The organism is Nonomuraea sp. NPDC002799, assembly GCF_053592075.1.
This window is the reverse complement of sequence record NZ_JBSFVA010000017.1, coordinates 104,731-123,933: the sequence shown is the minus strand read 5'-3', so window position 1 is coordinate 123,933 and position 19,203 is coordinate 104,731. Positions and strand designations below refer to the sequence as shown.

At 70.2% G+C, this 19,203-nt stretch carries 15 protein-coding genes and 1 pseudogene; 12 read left to right on the top strand and 4 right to left on the bottom strand.

The annotated features are described in order from the left end of the window. Position 1: 1 nt before the first annotated feature. The 3 genes from gatB to ACWD0F_RS28575 all read left to right on the top strand — a co-directional run bounded on the left by gatB (position 2) and on the right by ACWD0F_RS28575 (position 4,002). Positions 2 to 1,489 (top strand): Asp-tRNA(Asn)/Glu-tRNA(Gln) amidotransferase subunit GatB, encoded by a 1,488-nt coding sequence (gene gatB / locus ACWD0F_RS28585; protein WP_449880762.1) that lies wholly within the window; start codon positions 2 to 4, stop codon positions 1,487 to 1,489. Positions 1,490 to 1,618: 129 nt separating this feature from the next. Beyond that, on the top strand, positions 1,619 to 1,909 hold the full coding sequence (locus tag ACWD0F_RS28580; protein WP_449880602.1) for a helix-turn-helix domain-containing protein: 291 nt from the start codon (positions 1,619 to 1,621) through the stop codon (positions 1,907 to 1,909). A gap of 92 nt (positions 1,910 to 2,001) precedes the next feature. Further along, complete coding sequence (locus ACWD0F_RS28575; RefSeq protein WP_449880600.1) at positions 2,002 to 4,002, top strand: VanW family protein; 2,001 nt, start codon at positions 2,002 to 2,004, stop codon at positions 4,000 to 4,002. A gap of 45 nt (positions 4,003 to 4,047) precedes the next feature. Here the strand turns inward: ACWD0F_RS28575 and ACWD0F_RS28570 are convergent, their stop codons facing one another. After that, the gene (locus ACWD0F_RS28570; protein WP_449880598.1) at positions 4,048 to 5,106 is read right to left on the bottom strand and encodes a PQQ-dependent sugar dehydrogenase; all 1,059 of its coding nucleotides are present in this window, start codon (positions 5,104 to 5,106) and stop codon (positions 4,048 to 4,050) included. Positions 5,107 to 5,204: 98 nt separating this feature from the next. Here ACWD0F_RS28570 and ACWD0F_RS28565 point away from each other — a divergent pair, with 98 nt between their 5' ends. From ACWD0F_RS28565 to map, 8 genes and pseudogenes are all read left to right on the top strand, one after another. Further along, a complete protein-coding gene (locus ACWD0F_RS28565; protein ID WP_449880596.1) occupies positions 5,205 to 6,044 on the top strand; it encodes a 2-hydroxyacid dehydrogenase in 840 nt (279 codons plus the stop codon). 237 nt (positions 6,045 to 6,281) lie between these two features. Further along, the gene (locus ACWD0F_RS28560; RefSeq protein WP_449880594.1) at positions 6,282 to 8,894 is read left to right on the top strand and encodes a putative bifunctional diguanylate cyclase/phosphodiesterase; all 2,613 of its coding nucleotides are present in this window, start codon (positions 6,282 to 6,284) and stop codon (positions 8,892 to 8,894) included. A 198-nt stretch (positions 8,895 to 9,092) separates the two neighbouring features. Further along, positions 9,093 to 10,838 (top strand): annotated as a pseudogene (locus tag ACWD0F_RS28555) (acetolactate synthase large subunit); the annotation flags it as partial. Between the two features lie 33 nt (positions 10,839 to 10,871). Continuing rightward, positions 10,872 to 11,396, top strand: coding sequence for an acetolactate synthase small subunit (gene ilvN, locus ACWD0F_RS28550; protein WP_367799675.1), 525 nt, complete (start codon positions 10,872 to 10,874; stop codon positions 11,394 to 11,396). A gap of 23 nt (positions 11,397 to 11,419) precedes the next feature. Next, a complete protein-coding gene (ilvC, locus tag ACWD0F_RS28545) occupies positions 11,420 to 12,403 on the top strand; it encodes a ketol-acid reductoisomerase (protein ID WP_449880760.1) in 984 nt (327 codons plus the stop codon). A gap of 129 nt (positions 12,404 to 12,532) precedes the next feature. Continuing rightward, a complete protein-coding gene (locus ACWD0F_RS28540) occupies positions 12,533 to 13,051 on the top strand; it encodes a PadR family transcriptional regulator (protein WP_449880591.1) in 519 nt (172 codons plus the stop codon). Beyond that, positions 13,048 to 13,770, top strand: coding sequence for a siderophore-interacting protein (locus ACWD0F_RS28535; protein WP_449880590.1), 723 nt, complete (start codon positions 13,048 to 13,050; stop codon positions 13,768 to 13,770). The genes ACWD0F_RS28540 and ACWD0F_RS28535 overlap by 4 nt, the downstream gene beginning before the upstream one ends. 53 nt (positions 13,771 to 13,823) lie before the next feature. Further along, positions 13,824 to 14,591 carry a type I methionyl aminopeptidase gene (gene map, locus ACWD0F_RS28530; RefSeq protein WP_449880589.1) on the top strand — a complete coding sequence of 256 codons (768 nt, stop codon included), beginning with the start codon at positions 13,824 to 13,826 and terminating at the stop codon, positions 14,589 to 14,591. Here the strand turns inward: map and ACWD0F_RS28525 are convergent. Continuing rightward, on the bottom strand, positions 14,578 to 15,765 hold the full coding sequence (locus ACWD0F_RS28525) for an acyltransferase family protein (protein ID WP_449880587.1): 1,188 nt from the start codon (positions 15,763 to 15,765) through the stop codon (positions 14,578 to 14,580). The two genes, map and ACWD0F_RS28525, sit on opposite strands and share 14 nt — an antisense overlap. 264 nt (positions 15,766 to 16,029) lie before the next feature. Between ACWD0F_RS28525 and ACWD0F_RS28520 the strand changes: the two genes are divergently transcribed. After that, entirely contained in the window at positions 16,030 to 16,260 is a 231-nt protein-coding gene (locus ACWD0F_RS28520) for a hypothetical protein (protein ID WP_449880585.1), read from the top strand. Between the two features lie 25 nt (positions 16,261 to 16,285). Here ACWD0F_RS28520 and ACWD0F_RS28515 read toward each other — a convergent pair whose 3' ends face one another. Both ACWD0F_RS28515 and dacB read right to left on the bottom strand, forming a co-directional pair. Next, on the bottom strand, positions 16,286 to 17,224 hold the full coding sequence (locus ACWD0F_RS28515; RefSeq protein ID WP_449880583.1) for an adenosine deaminase: 939 nt from the start codon (positions 17,222 to 17,224) through the stop codon (positions 16,286 to 16,288). Between the two features lie 347 nt (positions 17,225 to 17,571). Then, complete coding sequence (gene dacB / locus ACWD0F_RS28510; RefSeq protein WP_449880582.1) at positions 17,572 to 19,116, bottom strand: D-alanyl-D-alanine carboxypeptidase/D-alanyl-D-alanine endopeptidase; 1,545 nt, start codon at positions 19,114 to 19,116, stop codon at positions 17,572 to 17,574. Positions 19,117 to 19,203 lie beyond the last annotated feature (87 nt).

The window sequence follows — 19,203 nt, the reverse complement described above, 5'->3', positions numbered from 1 at the left end:
CATGGTCTATGACAAGGCGCTCGACCTGTTCGAGCCGGTGCTCGGGCTGGAGACGCACGTCGAGCTGGGCACCAGGTCGAAGATGTTCTGCGGATGCAAGACGACCTTCGGCGCGCCGCCCAACACGCAGGTCTGCCCGACCTGCCTGGCCTTCCCCGGCGCGCTGCCGGTGGCCAACGCCGCGGCGATCGAGTCGACGATCCGCATCGGCCTGGCGCTGAACTGCTCGATCGCCGAGTGGTGCCGCATGGCCCGGAAAAACTACTTCTATCCGGACATGCCGAAGAACTACCAGATCTCGCAGTACGACGAGCCGCTCTGCTTCGACGGCTACGTCGACGTCGAGATCGACGGCAGGACCGTGCGGATCGAGATCGAGCGGGTGCACCTGGAGGAGGACACCGGCAAGTCCACCCACATGGGCGGCGCGACCGGGCGCATCCAGGGGGCCGACCACTCGATGGTCGACTACAACCGGGCCGGCATCCCGCTGGTCGAGATCGTCACCAAGCCGATCCCGGGCACCGACCGGATGGCGCCGGAGGTGGCCAAGGCCTACGTCACCGAGCTGCGCGAGATCATGCGCTCGCTGGGCGTCTCCGACGTGCGCATGGAGGAGGGCTCGCTGCGGTGTGACGTCAACGTCTCGCTCATGCCGCGCGGCGCGACCGAGTGGGGCACCCGCACCGAGACCAAGAACGTCAACTCGCTGCGCAGCGTCGAGCGGTCCGTACGGAGTGAGATCGAGCGGCAGGCGGCCATCCTGGCCGAGGGCGGGAAGATCTTCCAGGAGACCCGCCACTTCCACGAGGACACCGGCACGACCACGTCCGGCCGGTCCAAGGAGGAGGCGCAGGACTACCGCTACTTCCCCGAGCCCGACCTGGTGCCGATCGCGCCCGACCCGGCGTGGGTGGCCGAGCTGAAGGCGGCTCTGCCGGAGCTGCCGTCGGTCAGGCGCAAGCGGCTGCAGACCGAGTGGGCCCTGTCCGACCTCGACATGCAGGCCATGCACAACGCCGACGCGTTCGACCTGGTCGAGGCCACGGTGGCGGCGGGCGCGCCGGCGGCGGACGCCCGCAAGTGGTGGATGGGCGAGCTGGCCAGGCGCGCCAACGAGAACGGCGTCGCGCTGGCCGACCTGCCCATCACGCCCGAGCAGATCGCCAAGGTGACCACGCTGGTCGCCTCGGGCGCGCTCAACGACAAGCTGGCGCGGGTGGTGCTCGAAGGCGTCATGGCCGGCGAGGGCAGCCCCGACGAGGTGGTCGAGCGGCGCGGGCTGCGCATCGTCAACGACGAGGGCGAGCTGGCGGCGATCATCGACCAGGTGCTGGCCGACAACGCCGACGCGGCCGAGAAGGTGCGCTCCGGCAAGATCGCGGCGGTCGGCGCGCTGGTCGGCGGCGTGATGAAGGCGAGCAGGGGCAAGGCCGACGCGGGCCGGGCCCGGCAGCTCATCCTGGAGAAGCTCGGCGTCTCCGAGTGACCGTGGCGGCCCGCCGAGCTGAGTGACTTTGGCGGCCCCGCCGATCCGGACATATCGGCGGGGCCATCCCAAGAACCATCTATCCGCATGCCCGATCGCCGCGCCGGCTATTCGTGATGTGATGAAGGCGTGACCTGGCACTGCGTCAACCAGGACGACGTGGACCGCCTCTTCGGCACGCCCAAGACTGCGGCCCCCATGCCGAAAGGGTTGTCCGCGGCCACCTGCGAGCTGGTGGCCGATATCCTGCGAACGGCGGGCGATGACCTGTCGGCCGCGCAGGCCGCCGAGCTCACGGGCCTGTCGCGGGTGAGCGTCCGCCGTTATCTCGAACATCTGTGCGCGACCGGCCAGGCCGGCTTCCGGCCGCGTTACGGCACGGCGGGCCGTCCGGAACATCGCTACCGGTGGCTAGGTTGACACACTTCCGTAGTCAATTCTCGTGACATATGCCGATCCCCGTGCCTTACTGTTGCCTGAGACTTGGCTGCGGACCGGGAGGAGATTGAGGCGTGCGTAACGCCGGACCGATCGAATCACCGACCGACCCGTTCGCCTCGGTTCCCCTGCCCGCGTCGGGCGTCTCCAGAAAGCCGCGGATCGAAGGTCTCCCCCCGGGCGTCTCCCGGGACATCTTCGGCCCGCAGGACCGGCAGGAGTCGCGGCAGGCCCAGGGTCCGAGCGCTCCGGGCGGTCCTGCTGGCGGCGCGCTGCCCCCCGTGGCGCCGCCCCCGCAACCGTGGCCGATGAAGGACAAGAGCCCCGTGGTCCCGCCCGCTCCGGTGTTCGGCACGCCTGGCCCGGCGGAACGTCCGTCCGGCTACGAGCCCGAGCCGCACCGGCGGCGCCGGCTGGTCCTGGGGCTGCTCGCGCTGGTGGTGATCCTGGCCGCGCTGGCGTACGTCGTGCCCGCCGTGCTCATGTCGGGCTCGGTCCTGCGCGGCACCCACGTGTCCGGCGTCGACATCGGCGGCCTCACCGTGACCCAGGCGGCCGACAAGCTCCGCGGCGAGCTGGCCGCCAAGCTGAGCAAGCCGGTGGTGGTCGACATCGGCGGCAAGAAGGAGACCGTCCAGCCCGACGAGGCCGGGCTGGAGCTCGACGTCGTCGGCACGATCGGGCAGGCGCCCAGCGGATTCCCCGGCCCGCGCGAGGTGTGGCGGGGCCTGACCGGCACCACCGAGCTGGATCCCAAGATCACTATCGACTCCTCCCAGCTCACCAGGACCGTCGAGGGCCTGGCCGAGGCGGCGGACAAACGCGCGCACGAGGGCCGGGTGTCCTTCACCGGGCTGGAGCCGAAGGCCCGCCGGCCCCAGGACGGTGTGCTGCTCGACCGCGACGACGCCGTGACCAGGATCAGCGACGCCTTCCTCCAGGGCGGCGGCGCGGTCGCGCTCACGCTGCGGCCCGCCAAACCCGTCACCACCGACGAGGCCGTCGCGGCGGCCCTGGTCAAGGCCAGGGCGGCCGTCGCCGCGCCCGTCACGCTGACCCTCGACGCCAAGCAGGCGGTCATCTCACCGGCCATGATCGCCGCGAACCTGACCTACAACGCCGACGGCGACGGCGCGCTCGTGCCCGAGTTCGACGCCAAGGCGGTGCTCGCCACCCTGGAGAGCGGCCTGGTCGACGCCGCCCAGCAGCCGCGCGACGCCACGTACGAGATCGTGGACGGCAACCCGGTGCTCGTGGCCGCGCGCACCGGCCGGGGCGTGAACGACAAGCTGCTGGCCAGGGACGCCGAGAAGCTGTTCGACAAGGGCGGCGCCCGCACGATCCCCGTACGGCTGGGCGCGGTCGCCCCCGACGTCGACACCACGCAGATCCGGGGCCTCGGCATCAAGGAGATCACGGCCTCCTTCACCACCTCGTTCGACTGCTGCCAGCCGCGCGTGAAGAACATCCAGCGCATGGCGGAGGAGGTCGACGGCCGGATCGTGCAGCCGGGGGCGACGTTCTCGCTCAACGAGGTGATCGGCGAGCGCACGGTCGAGGACGGCTACGTCGAGGCCGGGCAGATCGTCGGCGGCCGGATGGTCAACATCGTCGGCGGCGGCGTCTCCCAGTTCGCCACCACGATGTACAACGCGGCCTTCTTCAGCGGGTTCGACCTCGTCGAGCACCAGCCCATGGACTACTTCGCCCCCCGCTACCCGGCCGGGCGCGACGTGGCGCTGCTCTATCCGGCGCTGGACCTGAAGTGGCGCAACGACTCCGAGAACGGCGTGCTGATCAAGACCGCCTTCACCGAGACCTCGGTGTCGGTGACGTTGTGGGGCGTCAAGCGCTACGACCAGATCGAGGCGGTCGAGTCGGAGCGCAGGAGTTTCACCCCGTTCCGCCGGGACACCAGCGCCGCGGCCGGCTGCCTGCCGACGGTGGGGGAGCAGGGCTTCACCATCGACGTCACCCGGGTGTTCCACCAGGACGGCAAGGTGGTCAAGCGGGACAAGAAGCTGACCACCAAATACCGTCCCCAGGCGCAGACGACCTGCACGGCGACCGGCTGACCCCGGCGTCAGGAGGTGGCGGCCGACAGGATGTGGTCGCCGGCCTCAGGAGGTGGCGACCGACAGGATGCGGTCGTCACCCTCGCGGGGTGAGCCGCGGCCGTCCTTGTTGCTGGTGCCGACCCACAGGGCGGCGCCGCCGGGGGCGGTGGTGACCGCGCGGAGCCGGCCGTACCGGTCGGTGAGGTGGGCCACCGGCCGGCCCGCCGCGCCGTCCGCGCCGAGTGGCACCTGCCACAACCTGGCGCCGCGCAGCGCGGCCACCCACAGGGAGCCGTTCGCGTACGCCATGCCCGACGGGGAGGCCTCGCCGGTGCTCCACGTGAGGATCGGGTCGGCGTAGCGGTCGTCGCCGCCGCGGCCCTCGACCTCCGGCCAGCCGTAGTTGGCGCCCGGCTTGATCAGGTTGACCTCGTCGTAGGTGTTCTGGCCGAACTCGGTGGCGTACAGGCGGCCTGAGCCGTCCCAGGCCAGGCCCTGGACGTTGCGGTGGCCGTAGCTGTAGACGAGGGTGCCGAACGGGTTGCCCGGCGCGGGCGCGCCGTCCGTGGTCATGCGCAGGATCTTGCCGCCGAGGGAGTCGCGCCGCTGGGACAGGCCGCGTTCGCCGGTCTCGCCCGTGGTCGCGTACAGGTGGCCGTCGGGGCCGAAGGCGAGCCGGCCGCCGTTGTGGTTGCCGCCCTTCGGGATGCCCTGGACGAGCACCCGCTCGTCGGTGAGGCCGCCGTCGGCGAGCCGGTAGCGGACGATCCGGTTGTCCTGTTCCGCGGTGTAGTAAAGGAAGATTTGCGTTTCCTTGACGGCGACGCCCATCAGGCCGCCCTCGCCCTCCGGCCGGGCCTCCTCGATGGTGGCGAGCGGGGTCACCCGGCCCGCCGGCGTGACCCGCAGCAGCCTGGCGGAGTCGCGCTCGGTCACCAGCGCGTCGCCGCCGGGCAGGAACGCGATCGCCCAGGGCACGGCCAGTCCCGTGGCCACGTCCCTGGGCGCGCCGGGAACGGCGGCGCCTTCCACGGCGGCGGTCGGGAGCACCTGTCCGGCACTGGAACAGGCGGTGACGGCGGCCAGCAGCATGATCGTGCCAAGCTTCCTCATGTGTTCCATACTTCCCTCCGAGTCGTAGGGTTCTCGGCATGAAGACCTGGGTTCCGTCCGCTTCGGTAGCTGAAGTTCTGTCCGACCTTCCCGGGGTGGAATGTGCCGTGTATGACGGCACGTCCCCGATGCCGGAAGGCGTCGAGGAGGTGGAGGTCTGGATCCCGCCGCTGGTCACCGTGCCCGACGTGCCGGGGACGCTGGCCCGGATGAGCTCGTTGCGGCTGGTGCAGACCGTCACCGCCGGGGTGGAGCCGTACCGGCCGCACATGCCGCAGGGCGCGGTGCTCTGCAACGCGCGCGGCGTGCACGACGCGGGGACCGCCGAGTGGGCGGTCGGGGCGATGATCGCGGTGCTGCGGGAGTTCCCCGGGTTCGTGGACGCGCAGCGCGCGGGCGAGTGGACCTATCACCACACCGGCGTGCTGACCGACTCCACCGTGCTCATCGTCGGCTACGGCTCCATCGGGGGCGCGCTGGAGCGGCGGCTCGACGGGTTCGAGGTCGAGGTCGTCCGCGTGGCGCGCAGCGCCCGCGAGGGCGTGCACGGCATGGAGGAGCTGCCCGCGCTGCTGCCCGAGGCGGACGTCGTGGTGCTGCTGGTGCCCGCCACCGCCGCCACCGCGGGGATGGTCGACGCGGCGTTCCTGGCGCGGATGAAGGACGGCGCCGTCCTCGTCAACGCCGCCAGGGGCGGGATCGTCGACACAGGCGCGCTGATCGCGGAGCTGAAGACCGGCAGGCTGCGCGCCGCGCTCGACGTGACGGCGCCCGAGCCGCTGCCCGCGGGCCACCCCCTGTGGAGCGCTCCCGGCCTGCTGATCACGCCGCACGTCGCGGGCAGCACCCCCGCCTCTGACCGCCGCATCCTGCGGCTGATGCGGGCCCAGCTCCAGCGCTATCTCGCCGGCGAAGACCTGAACAACCTCATCACCGACTCATATTGAGAGGATCCCGGAACGTGGCTGGTCCGTGACCTTCGGTGCGTACGGTTACGTTTGCAGGGAGTTCCTGACTCACTGTCAAGGCACTCTTGGCGGCAAATGGTCTGTGTGGTTATCAGATCGGTGACGACATCGGCGTTGTCATCACCCGCGCACCCGCGACCGCCCACACTGGCGAGACGATCCGCCGGCCCTCGGCGGATCCCTGGTGCAGAGTTCGAGACAGGATGGGCAACGACTGTGATCCGCTGGCGTGATCCACGGGTGCCGCCCGCGGCCGCGGCCGCGGCAGGTGTGGTGGCGTTCGCCGCCGCGCTCCTCGCGGATGGTCCGGCCACGCTCACCGGCGCGATCGCCGGAGTGCTGGCGGCGCTGATCGCCGCGGCCTCCCTGCTGGTCGCCTCCCTGCGGCCGGCCGGACATCGTCCGACGGCGCTGGGCACCCGATGGATGGCCGCCGGCGCGGTCACCTGGGCGGCCGGAGTGGTGCTGCGCCCGTTCGCCGAGAGCTTCGTGCTCAGCTTCGCCGACCTGTTCGTGCTGGTCGGCACGGTGATCATGGGGGGCGGCGTGCTGATCGCCGCCGACCGCACGTTCCCGGCCAGGGTGGCCTTCCGGCACCTCACCGACTCCTACCTGTGCGCCGCCTCGCTCTTCCTGATCGGCTGGGTGGTGGCGCTGCGCCACGTCTACGCCGACGCCGCCGACCCGCCCGCGTTCACGCTCGTCATGCTGCCGCCGATGATCGCGCTGCTGGTGACGTGCGCGGTGATCCCGTCGGTGCTCACCGGCAAGTCCTCCTGGCTGCTCGGCCTGACGGGCGTGGGCGTGCTCGCCACCACGACCGTGGCGGGCGTGGCGACGGCGGTGGCGCGGCTCGACGGCGGCGACCCGCAGGTCTGGAGCGTCATGCTCGCGCCCGCGGCGTTCCTGCTGCTGGCGGCCGTGCCGTGGAGCGCGCGCCAGGGCCGGGCCGGCGGGTCCGCCCCCAGCGCCATCGTCACGCTGGTGCCGCTGGTCCTGGTCGCCGTGGCCGCCTGCACGCTGCTCGCCCATCTGGCCGGCGGCCGCTCCGAGCAGCCCGTGACCGGCGTCGTGGTGGTCGCGGTCTCGGTGGTGCTGCTCCTGCTGCTGCGCCTGTTCGTGGTGTCGGCGACCAACGTACGCCTGCGCGGCCTGGTCAAGCTCGGCGAGCGCCAGCTCAAGGACCTGGCGGAGAGCACCGGCGACGTGGTGTTCACCTGCGACTACGAAGGCGTGGTGCGCGAGATCGGCCCCGGCGTCGAGGTCACCTACGGCTACCGCCCCGAAGAGGTGACCGGCGGGTCGATCTTCGACTACATCCACCCCGAGGACGTGCCCGGCATCCAGCTCGCGCTGCGGGCCATGCACCTCGACGAGGAGGAGGCCACCCCCGGAGTCTGCCTGATCGCCTGCCGGGTGCGCGCCGCCGACGGCACCTGGCGTCCCACCGAGTCGGTCGCCACCCGCCACGTGCGCGGCGACGACCTCATGCTGGTGACGACCAGGGACATCAGCGACGAGGAGGCACTGCGCAACCAGGTCGCGCACCTGACCTTCCACGACGGCGTCACCGGGCTGCCCAACCGCGCCTACTTCGAGGAGCGCACCCGCGAGGTGCTCACCGGCCGCACGTCCGGCAACGTCGCGGTCATCTTCCTCGACCTCGACGGATTCACCTCGGTCAACGACTCGGTGGGGCACGCGAGCGGCGACTACCTGCTCGGGCAGGCCGCGCGGCGGCTGCGCGGAGCCGTCCGGGCCGACGACACGCTCGCCCGGTGGGGCGGCGACGAGTTCGCGGTGCTCATGGAGACCGGGGGTGACGCGCAGGTGGCGGTGGACCTGGCCGAGCGGCTGGTCCGCGCGGTGTCGCAGGAGCCGTTCCGGGTCGCCGACCGCGACGTGGCGATGACCGCCAGCGTGGGCGTGGCCTTCACCGAGGACGGCCTGCCCGCCGCCGACCTCATCCGCAACGCCGACGTCGCCATGGCGCGCTCGAAGGAGCTGGGCGGGCGCCGGGTGGAGGTCTTCGCCGCGCAGATGCACGCCGACGTGGTGCGCAGGCTGGAGCTGGCCGCGGACCTGCAGCGCGCACTTATCGAACAACAGTTCGCCATCGAGTATCAGCCGGTGGTCGACCTGGCCACGTCGCGGGTGACCGCGGTCGAGGCGCTCGTGCGATGGTGGCGCGGCTCGGTGTTCGTGCCGCCCGAGCAGTTCCTGGGCCCGGCCGAGGACACCGGGCTCATCGTGCCGCTGAGCGAGTGGATTTTGCGCGAGTCGTGCCGCGAGGTGGCCGCCTGGCGGGCTTCCTCCTGGGACATCGGCCTGTCGCTGAACCTCTCCGCGCGCCAGATCACCGCGCCCAGGTTCGTGGAGACGGTCGAGGAGGCGCTGGCCGAGAGCGGGCTGCCGGCCTCCGCGCTCACCCTCGAAGTGATCGAGGAGATGCTCGTCGAGGACGCCGAGGAGACCGTGAAGCGGCTGTCGGAGCTGCGCGCGCTCGGTGTCCGGCTGGCGATCGACGACTTCGGCACGGGTTACGCGTCGCTGGCGTTCCTGCGGCAACTTCCCGTCGACATGATCAAGATCGACCCGTCCTTCGTGGCCGGTCTCGGCCAGGACGACACGCTGACCCTGCTCACCCGGACGATCGTGCGGCTCGGCCACGACCTCGGGCTGATCGTGGTCGCCGAGGGCATCGAGCGTCCCGAGCAACTCGAGCTGCTGAAGCAGATGGGCTGCACCAGAGGGCAGGGATTCCTCGTGGCCCGCCCGATGGCGGCCCGTGGGGTGGACTCGCTGATGCGCACTAGTCTCACTGTCTGAGACTTGTGTCCACCAAGTTGACACTCATGCGTTCCGAGCGGCTATGGTGTAAAGCATGCTTCGCAGTGAGATTCTCGTAGTACTTCGCCGGCGCGCAGGCCGATAGCGAAGCACGACGACCTGCGCGCCGCCCCAAACCCGCCGACTGGTGGGACGGGGCCTTTTTTATGTCCTTAAGCGAGTAGCCACGCAAGGAACGAGCCGATGACCGAACGGATGACAGGTGCGCAGGCCCTGGTGCGGGCGCTGGAGCACATGGAAGTCGACACCGTGTTCGGGATCCCGGGCGGCTGCATTCTGCCCGCCTACGACCCCCTCTACGACTCGACCAAGGTCCGGCACGTGCTCGTACGCCATGAGCAGGGTGCGGGGCACGCGGCCGAGGGCTATGCGCAGGCGACGGGCCGAGTCGGGGTGTGCATGGCGACCAGTGGTCCCGGTGCGACCAACCTGGTGACGCCGATCGCCGACGCCTACATGGACTCGGTGCCGATCGTGGCGATCACCGGGCAGGTGCCCAGCGGCGCCATCGGCACGGACGCGTTCCAGGAAGCCGACATCTCCGGCATCACCATGCCGATCACGAAGCACAACTTCCTGATCACGGACCCGCTGGACATCCCCCGGACGATCATGGAGGCGTTCCACATCGCCTCCACCGGCCGTCCCGGCCCGGTTCTCGTGGACATCTCCAAGGACGCGCTGCAGGCCGAGACCACGTTCAGCTGGCCGCCGACCATGCAGCTCCCGGGCTACCGCCCGGTCACCAAGCCGCACTCCAAGCAGATCCGCGAGGCCGCCAAGCTGATCGCCGAGGCCCGGCGCCCGGTCCTCTACGTCGGCGGCGGCGTGCACAAGGCGGGCGCCTCGGCAGAGTTGCTGCAGCTCGCCGAGCTGACCAACATCCCGGTCGTCACCACCCTGATGGCCAGGGGCACCTTCCCCGACAGCCATCGCCAGCACATGGGCATGCCCGGCATGCACGGCAGCGTGTCGGCCGTGGGCGCGCTGCAGCAGTCCGACCTGCTCATCGGCCTGGGCGTGCGGTTCGACGACCGGGTGACGGGACATCTGGCCTCGTTCGCGCCGCTCGCCAAGATCGTGCACGCCGACATCGACCCGGCGGAGATCTCCAAGAACCGCCACGCCGACGTGCCGATCGTGGGCGACTGCAAGGAGGTCATCAGCGACCTCATCGCCGCCATCCAGACCTCGGGGCAGCAGGGCGACTACACCGGCTGGTGGGCGTCGCTCGACGGCTACAAGCAGACCTACCCGCTGGGTTACGAGACGTTCGAGGACGGCTCGCTGGCCCCGCAGTACGTCATGGAGCGGCTGAGCGCGATCGCCGGCCCCGACGCCTACTACGTGGCGGGGGTCGGGCAGCACCAGATGTGGGCCTCGCAGTTCATCGACTACGAGAAGCCCGGCACGTTCATCAACTCCGGCGGCCTGGGCACCATGGGCTTCGCCGTCCCGGCCGCGATGGGCGCCAAGATGGGCCGCCCCGACGCCACGGTGTGGGCCATCGACGGCGACGGCTGCTTCCAGATGACCAACCAGGAGCTCGCCACCTGCGCGCTGGAGGGTGTGCCGGTCAAGGTCGCCGTCATCAACAACGGCAGTCTCGGCATGGTCCGGCAGTGGCAGACCCTCTTCTACGACCAGCGTTATTCCAACACCGACCTGCAGAAGAAGCGCCGCATCCCGGACTTCGTCAAACTGGCCGAAGCCTATGGTTGTGTCGGCCTGCGCTGCGAGCGTCCCGAAGACGTGGACGCCGTGATCAAGAAGGCCATGGAGATCAACGACGTGCCGGTCGTGATCGACTTCGTCGTCCATCAGGACGCCATGGTCTGGCCCATGGTCGCGGCGGGCACCAGCAACGACGACATCAAGATCGCCCGTGACATGGCGCCTAAGTGGGAGGGCGAAGATGACTAGGAGCGCACACGAGCGAGGAACGGGGATCGGCCGATGAGCAGGCACACCCTGTCCGTGCTCGTGGAGAACAAGCCTGGCGTGCTGGCGCGCGTGTCCGCGTTGTTCAGCAGGCGGGGCTTCAACATAGACTCGCTGGCAGTCGGGCCGACCGAGCACGACGACATCTCGCGGATGACCATCGTCGTCAGTGTCGAGGAGCTGCCACTAGAGCAGGTCACCAAGCAGCTCAACAAGCTGGTGAACGTACTGAAGATCGTTGAACTCGACACGTCGCAATCCGTGCAGCGCGAGCTCATGCTGATCAAGGTCAAGGCCGACGCCGAGAGCCGCTCCCACGTGCTGGAGCTCGTCCAGCTCTTCCGCGCTCGCTGCGTCGACGTCGCGGCCGACGCCGTGACCATCGAGGTCACCGGCACTCCGGACAAGCTTGAGGCGTTCGTGAAGGTCCTTGAGCCGTTCGGCATCAAAGAGCTCGTCCAGTCGGGCATGGTGGCCATCGGCCGCGGCGCCCGTTCCATCACCGACCGGTCCCTCAGGGCACTGGACCGTACCGCCTGAAAGGTTTTAAGCAAGTGACGGACATTTACTACGACGACCAGGCCGACCTCTCGATCATTCAGGGGCGCCACGTGGCCGTGCTGGGGTACGGCAGCCAGGGCCACGCCCACGCGCTCTCCCTGCGTGACTCGGGTGTGGACGTGCGCGTCGGCCTGCCGGAGGGCTCCAAGAGCCGCGAGAAGGCGGAGAACGACGGGCTGCGGGTCGTCACCCCGGCCGAGGCGGTCGAGGAGGCGAACCTCACCATGATCCTGGCGCCGGACCACATCCAGCGCCACCTGTACGCCGACCACGTCGCCCCCAACCTCGTCGAGGGCGACGCGCTGTTCTTCGGTCACGGCCTGAACATCCGTTACGGCCTCATCGAGGCGCCCGAGGGCGTCGACGTGTGCATGGTCGCCCCCAAGGGCCCCGGCCACCTCGTGCGCCGCCAGTTCGAGGCCGGGCGCGGCGTGCCGTGTCTCGTGGCCGTCGAGAAGGACGCCTCGGGCAAGGCGCTGGACCTGGCGCTCTCGTACGCCAAGGGCATCGGCGGCACCCGCGCCGGCGCGCTGAAGACGACGTTCACCGAAGAGACCGAGACCGACCTGTTCGGTGAGCAGGCCGTGCTCTGCGGCGGCGTGTCCGAGCTCATCAAGGCCGGCTTCGAGACCCTCATCGAGGCCGGCTACCAGCCGGAGGTCGCCTACTTCGAGTGCCTGCACGAGATGAAGCTGATCGTCGACCTCATGTACGAGGGCGGCGTCTCCAAGATGTACTGGTCGGTCTCCGACACGGCCGAGTACGGCGGCTACACCCGTGGCCCGCGCATCATCACGGACGAGACCCGTCAGGAGATGCGCCGGATCCTGGCCGAGATCCAGGACGGCACCTTCGCCCGGCAGCTCGTCGAGGAGTTCGACGGCGGCCAGAAGGAGTTCACGCGCTACCGCGAGGAGCTGGCCGAGAACCCGATCGAGAAGACGGGCGCCAAGCTCCGTCCGATGATGAGCTGGCTCAAGGCGTAGTTCGCCGCCGAAACGGCGGGCAGGCGATTCCTTCGCCTCGCCCGCCGTTCTGCTTGGGGGCCCGGTGTCCTGCCGGCAGGACGACGGGCGGTGTTGCTTCGCTATATCGTTCGATATAGCATCCGACTCATGATGAACGCGCGTCGAACACCGGGCGTGGGCCCGACCGGACGCTTCTTCGGGCCTGGCGAGCTCCGCCTGGCGATCCTCGCCCTGGTCGCCGAGCAGCCCGGCCACGGCTACCAGGTCATGAGCCGCCTCGCCGACCGTTTCAACGGCACCTACGAGCCCAGCGCGGGCTCGATCTACCCGACCCTGCAACTACTGGAAGACGAGGGTCTCGTGCGGGTCGAGCCGGCCGACGGCCGCAAGGTCTACCACGTCACCGACGAGGGCAGGCGCGCGGCCGGGGAGCAGGCCGACGTGATCGAGCGGTTGTGGGGCCGGGCGGTCAGCAGGAGCGAGTGGGGGATGTTCCGCGAGCCGGAGGCGGCGGAGATCGTCGGCCCGGCGCTGCGCCTGGTCAAGGCCGCGGTGAAGACGCTGCACCACGCCCACGGCGACCCCCGGGTGGTCGAGCGCATCCAGGAGGTCTTCGTCACCGCCCGCCGCGAGATCGAGCAGCTCGACCCCAGGAGGCAGCGATGAGGCAGGGCATCGCCCGCAGGTTGCTCGACCGGATGTTCCTCGGCGGCGAGGTCGTCGAAACCGAGGAGCTCACCCCGCGCATGCGCCGGGTCAGGATCGGGGGAGAGTCCCTGCGGGATCTGAAATACACGCCGGGCCAGCACGTGCGGCTGCTGATCGGCGACGGGGGCGGCGTGCTGGGCGGCGTCCTGCGGACCTACTCGATCTGGGCGTACGACCCGAGCTGGGAGGCCGTCGATCTGATCGGGTACGACCACGGCGGCGATTCGCCGGGCACGTCCTGGATGCGGAGCGCGAAGCCGGGCCAGGAGATCTCCTTCACCCGGCCGGACGGGAGCCTCGTGCTGCGGGAGGAGGCGCCCTATCACCTGTTCGCCGGCGAGGAGACGGCGTCGGTGGCGTTCGGGGCGATGCTGCGGGCCCTGCCCGCGCGCGCGACCGCCTATGGCGTGGTGGAGGCCGAGGGGCCGGGCGACCACCTCGACCTGCCCGGCCTGGTCCAGGTCTGCCGGGGCGGGGCGGCCGCGGCGCGGTCGGAGACCCTGGTCAACGCGGTCAGGGAGCTCGATCTGCCGGACGGGCCCGGCGTGGCCTACCTGGCGGGGGAGGCCCGGACGATCCAGGCCGTCCGGGCTCATCTGGTCGGTGAGCGGGGCTGGCAGCGCAAGGACGTCCGCACGAAGCCGTTCTGGACGCCGGGCAGGAAGGGGATGGATTGACCCGGCGGGCGTGATAGTAATACCGGTATAGTTATCGACCGGGAGGGGAAGCCGTGATCGAGCTCAAGAGCGCCGGTGAGATCGCCGCGATGCGGGAGGCGGGCCGGGTCGTCGCCGCCGTGCAGGCCGCGGTGCTGGCGCGGGCCGCCGTGGGGGTGTCGTTGCGGCAGCTCGACGAGGTGGCGCGGACGGTCATCGAGGAAGGCGGCGCGGGGGCCTCGTTCCTGGGCTACCACCCGTCGTTCGGCGCGATGCCGTATCCGGGGGTGATCTGCACGTCGGTGAACGGGGTCATGCTGCACGGGCTGCCGACGCCCTACCGGCTGCGGGACGGCGACCTGCTGAGCGTCGACTGCGCCGTGTACGTCGACGGGTGGCATGCCGACGGCGCGGTGAGCGCCACGGTCGGGCAGGCCCGCGAGGAGGACCTCAAGCTGATCAGGGTCGCGCAGGAGACGCTCGCCGCGGGCATCGAGGCGGCGGTGCCCGGGGGCAAGATGGGCGACATCGGCCACGCGATGTCCACCGTCGGGCGCGGCGCCGGCTACGGCATGCAGAACGACTTCGGCGGCCACGGCATCGGGCGGGCCATGCACGAGTCGCCGTTCGTGCCCAACGAGGCCCGCAGGGGTCGCGGGCTGCGGTTGCGGCCGGGGCTGGTGATCGCCATCGAGCCGAGCCTGATGGCCGGGGGCGACGACGGCTACTACATGGCCGAGGACGGCTGGTCGGTGTGCTCGGGCGACGGCAGCAGGAGCGTGCACGTCGAGCACACCGTGGCGATCACCGAGGACGGCCCGGTCGTCCTCACCGTGCCGTAGGCTCCCGCATCCCGAACAGCAGCCGGGTCAGCCTGGTCCGCCGCACCAGCACGTCGTACGCGGCCACCGTCAGGACCAGCGAGACGGCCACGATCACCAGATACTCGACCAGGATCGGCGCCCGCCACCCGACCACGAGGTAGGCCACGGCCACCACGATCGGCTGGTGCAGGATGTAGAGCGGGAGCACGGCGGGGGCGAGATAGCCGTAGAACCTCCGGGGCGGCCTGGGCTCGGAGGAGGGGGCGCGCGGGCGGTCGAGGGCGCCGAGGATCGCGACCACCCAGCACCAGCCGGCCACGCCGTACAGGCCGCGGACCCCGATCGCGAGCGGGGTCAGGTCCGTGAAGGCGTCCGCGCCGGGCGCGTCGCCGGCGATGAGGAAGCCGGGCACCCCCACCGCCATCAGCAGGCCGCCGAGCACGGCGGCGATCTTCCAGTCGCGCCGCATGGCCGCCCGGACGTCACGGTCGGTAGCGAACAGGAACCCGTACAGGAAGAACACCAGGTACGCCCAGCGGCTCCAGCCGCCGAACGCCTCCTCCAGCCCCACGAACGCGCAGATCACCCCGACAGGCAGGCCGAGCAGCAGCAGCGCGCCGCGTGGCCGCGCGATCGCCGGAAGCCGGACGCGCGGCGCCCACCGCACCAGCGCCGCCAGCACGAGCGAGAACGTCAGCAGCAGCACCACGAACCACAGATGACCGGTCTCGAAGTACGGCCCGCGCAGGATGAACGGGAAGTCGGCCAGGTCCAGCCGCACGCTGAAGAACTTCGGCAGGAACGCCGGATAGGACTCGTGGTAGGCCGGATCGGCCCGCAGCCGCAACCACTGCGGCAACGGCATGAGCGTGACCGTGGCGAACACCAGCGGCACGCCCAGCCGGAGCAGGCGCTCGGCGGCGAACCCGCCGGGCCCGCGCCGCCGCGTCGAGTGCCACGACCCCAGCCCGGCGATGAGGAAGAGCAGCGGCATCGCCCAGATGACGCAGAGCGCGGCGATGATGAGCGTGATGTCGGTCGTCTCGGCGTTCTTGACGTAGTAGTCGTCGCGCGAGTCGAACACCATCGACGCGTGGAAGAACACCAGCCCGACCACCACGAGAGCGCGCATCGCGTCGAGCTCCGGGCGCCGCTCGGCGGCTCGCTGGGTGTGCCCGATAGGTGCGGTCATGATCTGCCTCCCCGTGCCACGGACCAGTGTGAGGCTCCGGAACGGCCCGCGCCATGGTTGTCGGCAGGCAATGAGTGACCAGCGCGCCCGTCAGGCGAAGACGACCTGATCGTCAAGCGGGACGATCCCCGGCATCAGTTCGATCAGGCCTCGGATCTTGCCTGGTCAAGAGCAAAATGGCGAGAGTTTGTCGAACAGGGGGGCAGGGCAGATCTTCCTCCGATAGCTACGGAGAGTAGTCGAGAGGTATCAGGGAGAATCGATATGTACAGATCAGGACTCATCCTGGCCGGGCTCGTCGGCGGGATGGTCATGTTCGGCGGCTCCGCGCTCGCTGCGTCACCGGCGTACACCGGCATCCTGCCGGGCCCCAACCACGGTCACGACGACGACGTGAAGTACGACTTCGGTGAGTGGAACAACTTCGGCGAGGACAACGACGTCGTCGACCTCGACCTCCTGAACCAGCTCCTCAGCCGGGTTCTGAGCGGCTGACCAGACTCACGAAGGGGCCTGCCCGTCAAGGGCGGGCCCCTTCGCTGTATACGAAGGACGCCTCGAAGGAGTTGCGGGCGATCTGGTCGAGCTGCGCCTCCGTCATCCCCAGCTCCCGCCGCAACGCCGCGTAGTTGTCCTCCACGTAGCCTCCGAAGTACGCGGGATCGTCGGAGTTGACGGTCACGACCAGCCCCTCGTCCAGCATCGCGGGCAGGACGTGGTCCCGCAGGGACGGCACCGCGCGCAGCCGCACGTTCGACAGCGGGCACACCGTCAGCGGGATGCGCTCGGCCCGCAGCCGGGCCACCAGCCGCGGGTCCTCCATCGCCCGGATGCCATGGTCCACCCGCTCGACGCGCAGGATGTCCAGCGCCTCCCACACGTAGCCGGGGCCGCCCTCCTCGCCCGCGTGCGCCACCCTGTGCAGCCCCTCGGCGGCGGCGATGTCGAAGACCCGCCGGAACAACGACGGCGGATACCCCACCTCCGCCGAGTCGAGCCCCACCCCGATGAAGTGCTCCCGGTGCTTCAGCGCCGCGCGCAGCACCTGCTCGGCTTCCTCCGCGCCTTCGTCCCGGAGGAAGCACAGGATCAGCGCGGCCGACATCCCGCCGTCCCGCAACGCGGCCGACAACCCGCCGAACACCTCGTCCATCGGCACGCCCCGGCTCAGGTGGGCCTGCGGGTCGAAGAAGATCTCCGCGTGCCGCACCCCTTGAGCGGCGGCCCGCTTCAGGTAGGCGGTGGCGAGATCGTAGAAGTCCTGCTCGGTGCGGAGGACCGCCAGGTTGTCGTAGTAGACGTCCAGGAACGACCGCAGATCGGCGAAGTCGTTGCGGGCGCGGATGGCCGCCACGTCGAAGGTCGGCAGCTCGATCCGGTTGCGCCTGGCCAGCTCGACGACGAGCTCGGGCTCAAGGGTGCCTTCGATGTGCAGGTGGAGTTCCGCTTTGGGACGCATGGCACCGAGTTAACCGGACCCTGGCGGGTGGATGGGATGGAGTGATGCGGACCCGGCCGCGGTCCTGTGTGCGGGGGGAGGCGCGGCCGGGTCCGCCCGAAGGGGAGCGTTTGGGCGTGCGGTGGGTTAACCGGCTCGGGGTGGGGCCGGTTGGAAGCCCGACGCTCCCTTGGCTCTGTAGGCGTCAGATCCGAATTCTGGCCCCCCAAAGTCGGCTATGTACTGAAATTGCCAACCGAAGCTGGAGTTCCAAGTGGCCGAATCGTGATGGCACCCGTGCTGATCTCGGTAAACCTGAACGGCCCCCTGCGCGTCAGGGGGCCGGAAAAGTTTCTTTCAGGATCCCGCTAGCACTGCGCGGGCTTGAGCCACGAGCATTCGAGGTCGCCCGCCGGCGCCCCCGGGTCGGCCGAGCGAAGCTGGACGGCGTCGGTGGCCGTGGCGCGGGAGAACTGCGCGAGCCGGACGGCGATCTTGTCCTCGATGTCCTTGGGCGAGCCCGACAGATACTGGTTGAGCATGATCGAGAAGATCAGCGGCTCGCCGTCGGCGCTCGTGACATACCCGGACAACGACGTGACGCCGGTCAGCGAGCCCGTCTTGGCGTGCACGTTGTTCGCGGCCGGCGTGCTCCGCATCCGGCTGCGCAGGGTGCCGCCGACGAACCGCTCGGCGTTGCCCGCGATGGGCAGGGACTCGTACCAGGTGCCGAACCAGGGCTTGTCGCGCACGGTCGAGAGCAACTGCACGATCGAGCCCGGTGAGAAGCCGTCGCGGCGCGACAACCCGGAGCCGTCACGCATGTTGATGATCTGCACCCCGCCCGCCTTGGCGAAGTCGGTGGCGACCTTGAGCCCCGCCGACCACGTGCCCTGCCCGGCGACCTTGCGGCCCATGGCCTTGGTGAGGATCTCGGCGTGGATGTTGTTGCTCAGCTTCATGAACGGCACCAGCAACTCGCCCAGCGTCATCGACTGGTGCGCGGCCAGCTCCTTGGCCCCGGACGCGGCCGCGCCGGCGACCGTCGGCCCGAGGACCTTGACGCCGTGCTTGGTCAGCGACTTGCGGAACAACGACGACACGTAGGCCGTCGGGTCGTCCACGGCCACCCACTCCTGGTACGGGTCCGCCACCGTGCCGGTGATCACCACCGTGCGCGTGCCGTGTTGCCGCTCGATGAGCACGTCGGTCTCCGCGCCGACCGTGGCCCGGTTGACGATCTTCAGGTAGTCGGTCTCCGGCGTGGTGGACACCTTGACCTGGTCGCCGTCGGCCGCCACCGAGACGATCACCGAGCCGGCGTCGTAGTCCCGGTCGGGCGAGGCGGTCAGCGCCGAGATCGGCGCCGCGTAGTAGGCGGTCTCGTCGTCCCACGACCAGTCGTTGCCGAGCCGCTGGGAGTCGAACCAGGTGTCGTCGGCGACCAGCTTGCCGGTGACGACCTTGATGCCCGCCTGCGCGACCTTCGCGGCCAGCGCGTCGTAGTCCTCGGCCAGCATGGTCGGGTCGCCGGTGCCGCGCAGCACGAGGTCGCCGGCCAGCACCGAGCCGGCCTTGCGGCCGGTGTTCAGCACGGTGGTGGGGAAGCGGTAGTCGAGTCCGAGCGTCTCCACGGCGGCGGCCGAGGTGAACAGCTTGGTGTTGGACGCCGGGGTGAGGAGCTTGCCGGCGTCGGTGGCGTACAGCTCCTCGCCGGTGGCCGCGCTCTTCACCACGACGCCCGCGCGGGCGATGGTGAGCCGGGAGTCGCTGAGGATCTGGTTGATGTCCTGGGTGAGATCGGCCACGCCCGCCGAGGGATCGAGCGCGACCGCGGGAGAGGTGGGGCTGGACGCCCAGGCGAGGGCCGCGACGAGCGTGCCCGCGACGAGGGAGGCTGAGGTGCGCCGCATGGGGTCTCCAAGTCGACTGAGGGATCGCCTGAGAGCATGAATCAGCGCAGTGAGCCTGTAATCCGCAAATATCCGTATATATCGGGG

Bases quoted from the DNA above. Each gene is read 5' to 3' on its own strand.
- gatB (WP_449880762.1), top strand. From the start codon at position 2: ATGGTCTATGACAAGGCGCTCGACCTGTTCGAGCCGGTGCTCGGGCTG.
- ACWD0F_RS28570 (WP_449880598.1), bottom strand. From the start codon at position 5,106: ATGGAACACATGAGGAAGCTTGGCACGATCATGCTGCTGGCCGCCGTC.
- ilvN (WP_367799675.1), top strand. From the start codon at position 10,872: ATGAGCAGGCACACCCTGTCCGTGCTCGTGGAGAACAAGCCTGGCGTG.
- ACWD0F_RS28540 (WP_449880591.1), top strand. From the start codon at position 12,533: ATGATGAACGCGCGTCGAACACCGGGCGTGGGCCCGACCGGACGCTTC.
- ACWD0F_RS28535 (WP_449880590.1), top strand. From the start codon at position 13,048: ATGAGGCAGGGCATCGCCCGCAGGTTGCTCGACCGGATGTTCCTCGGC.
- ACWD0F_RS28525 (WP_449880587.1), bottom strand. From the start codon at position 15,765: ATGACCGCACCTATCGGGCACACCCAGCGAGCCGCCGAGCGGCGCCCG.
- ACWD0F_RS28520 (WP_449880585.1), top strand. From the start codon at position 16,030: ATGTACAGATCAGGACTCATCCTGGCCGGGCTCGTCGGCGGGATGGTC.
- ACWD0F_RS28515 (WP_449880583.1), bottom strand. From the start codon at position 17,224: ATGCGTCCCAAAGCGGAACTCCACCTGCACATCGAAGGCACCCTTGAG.
- dacB (WP_449880582.1), bottom strand. From the start codon at position 19,116: ATGCGGCGCACCTCAGCCTCCCTCGTCGCGGGCACGCTCGTCGCGGCC.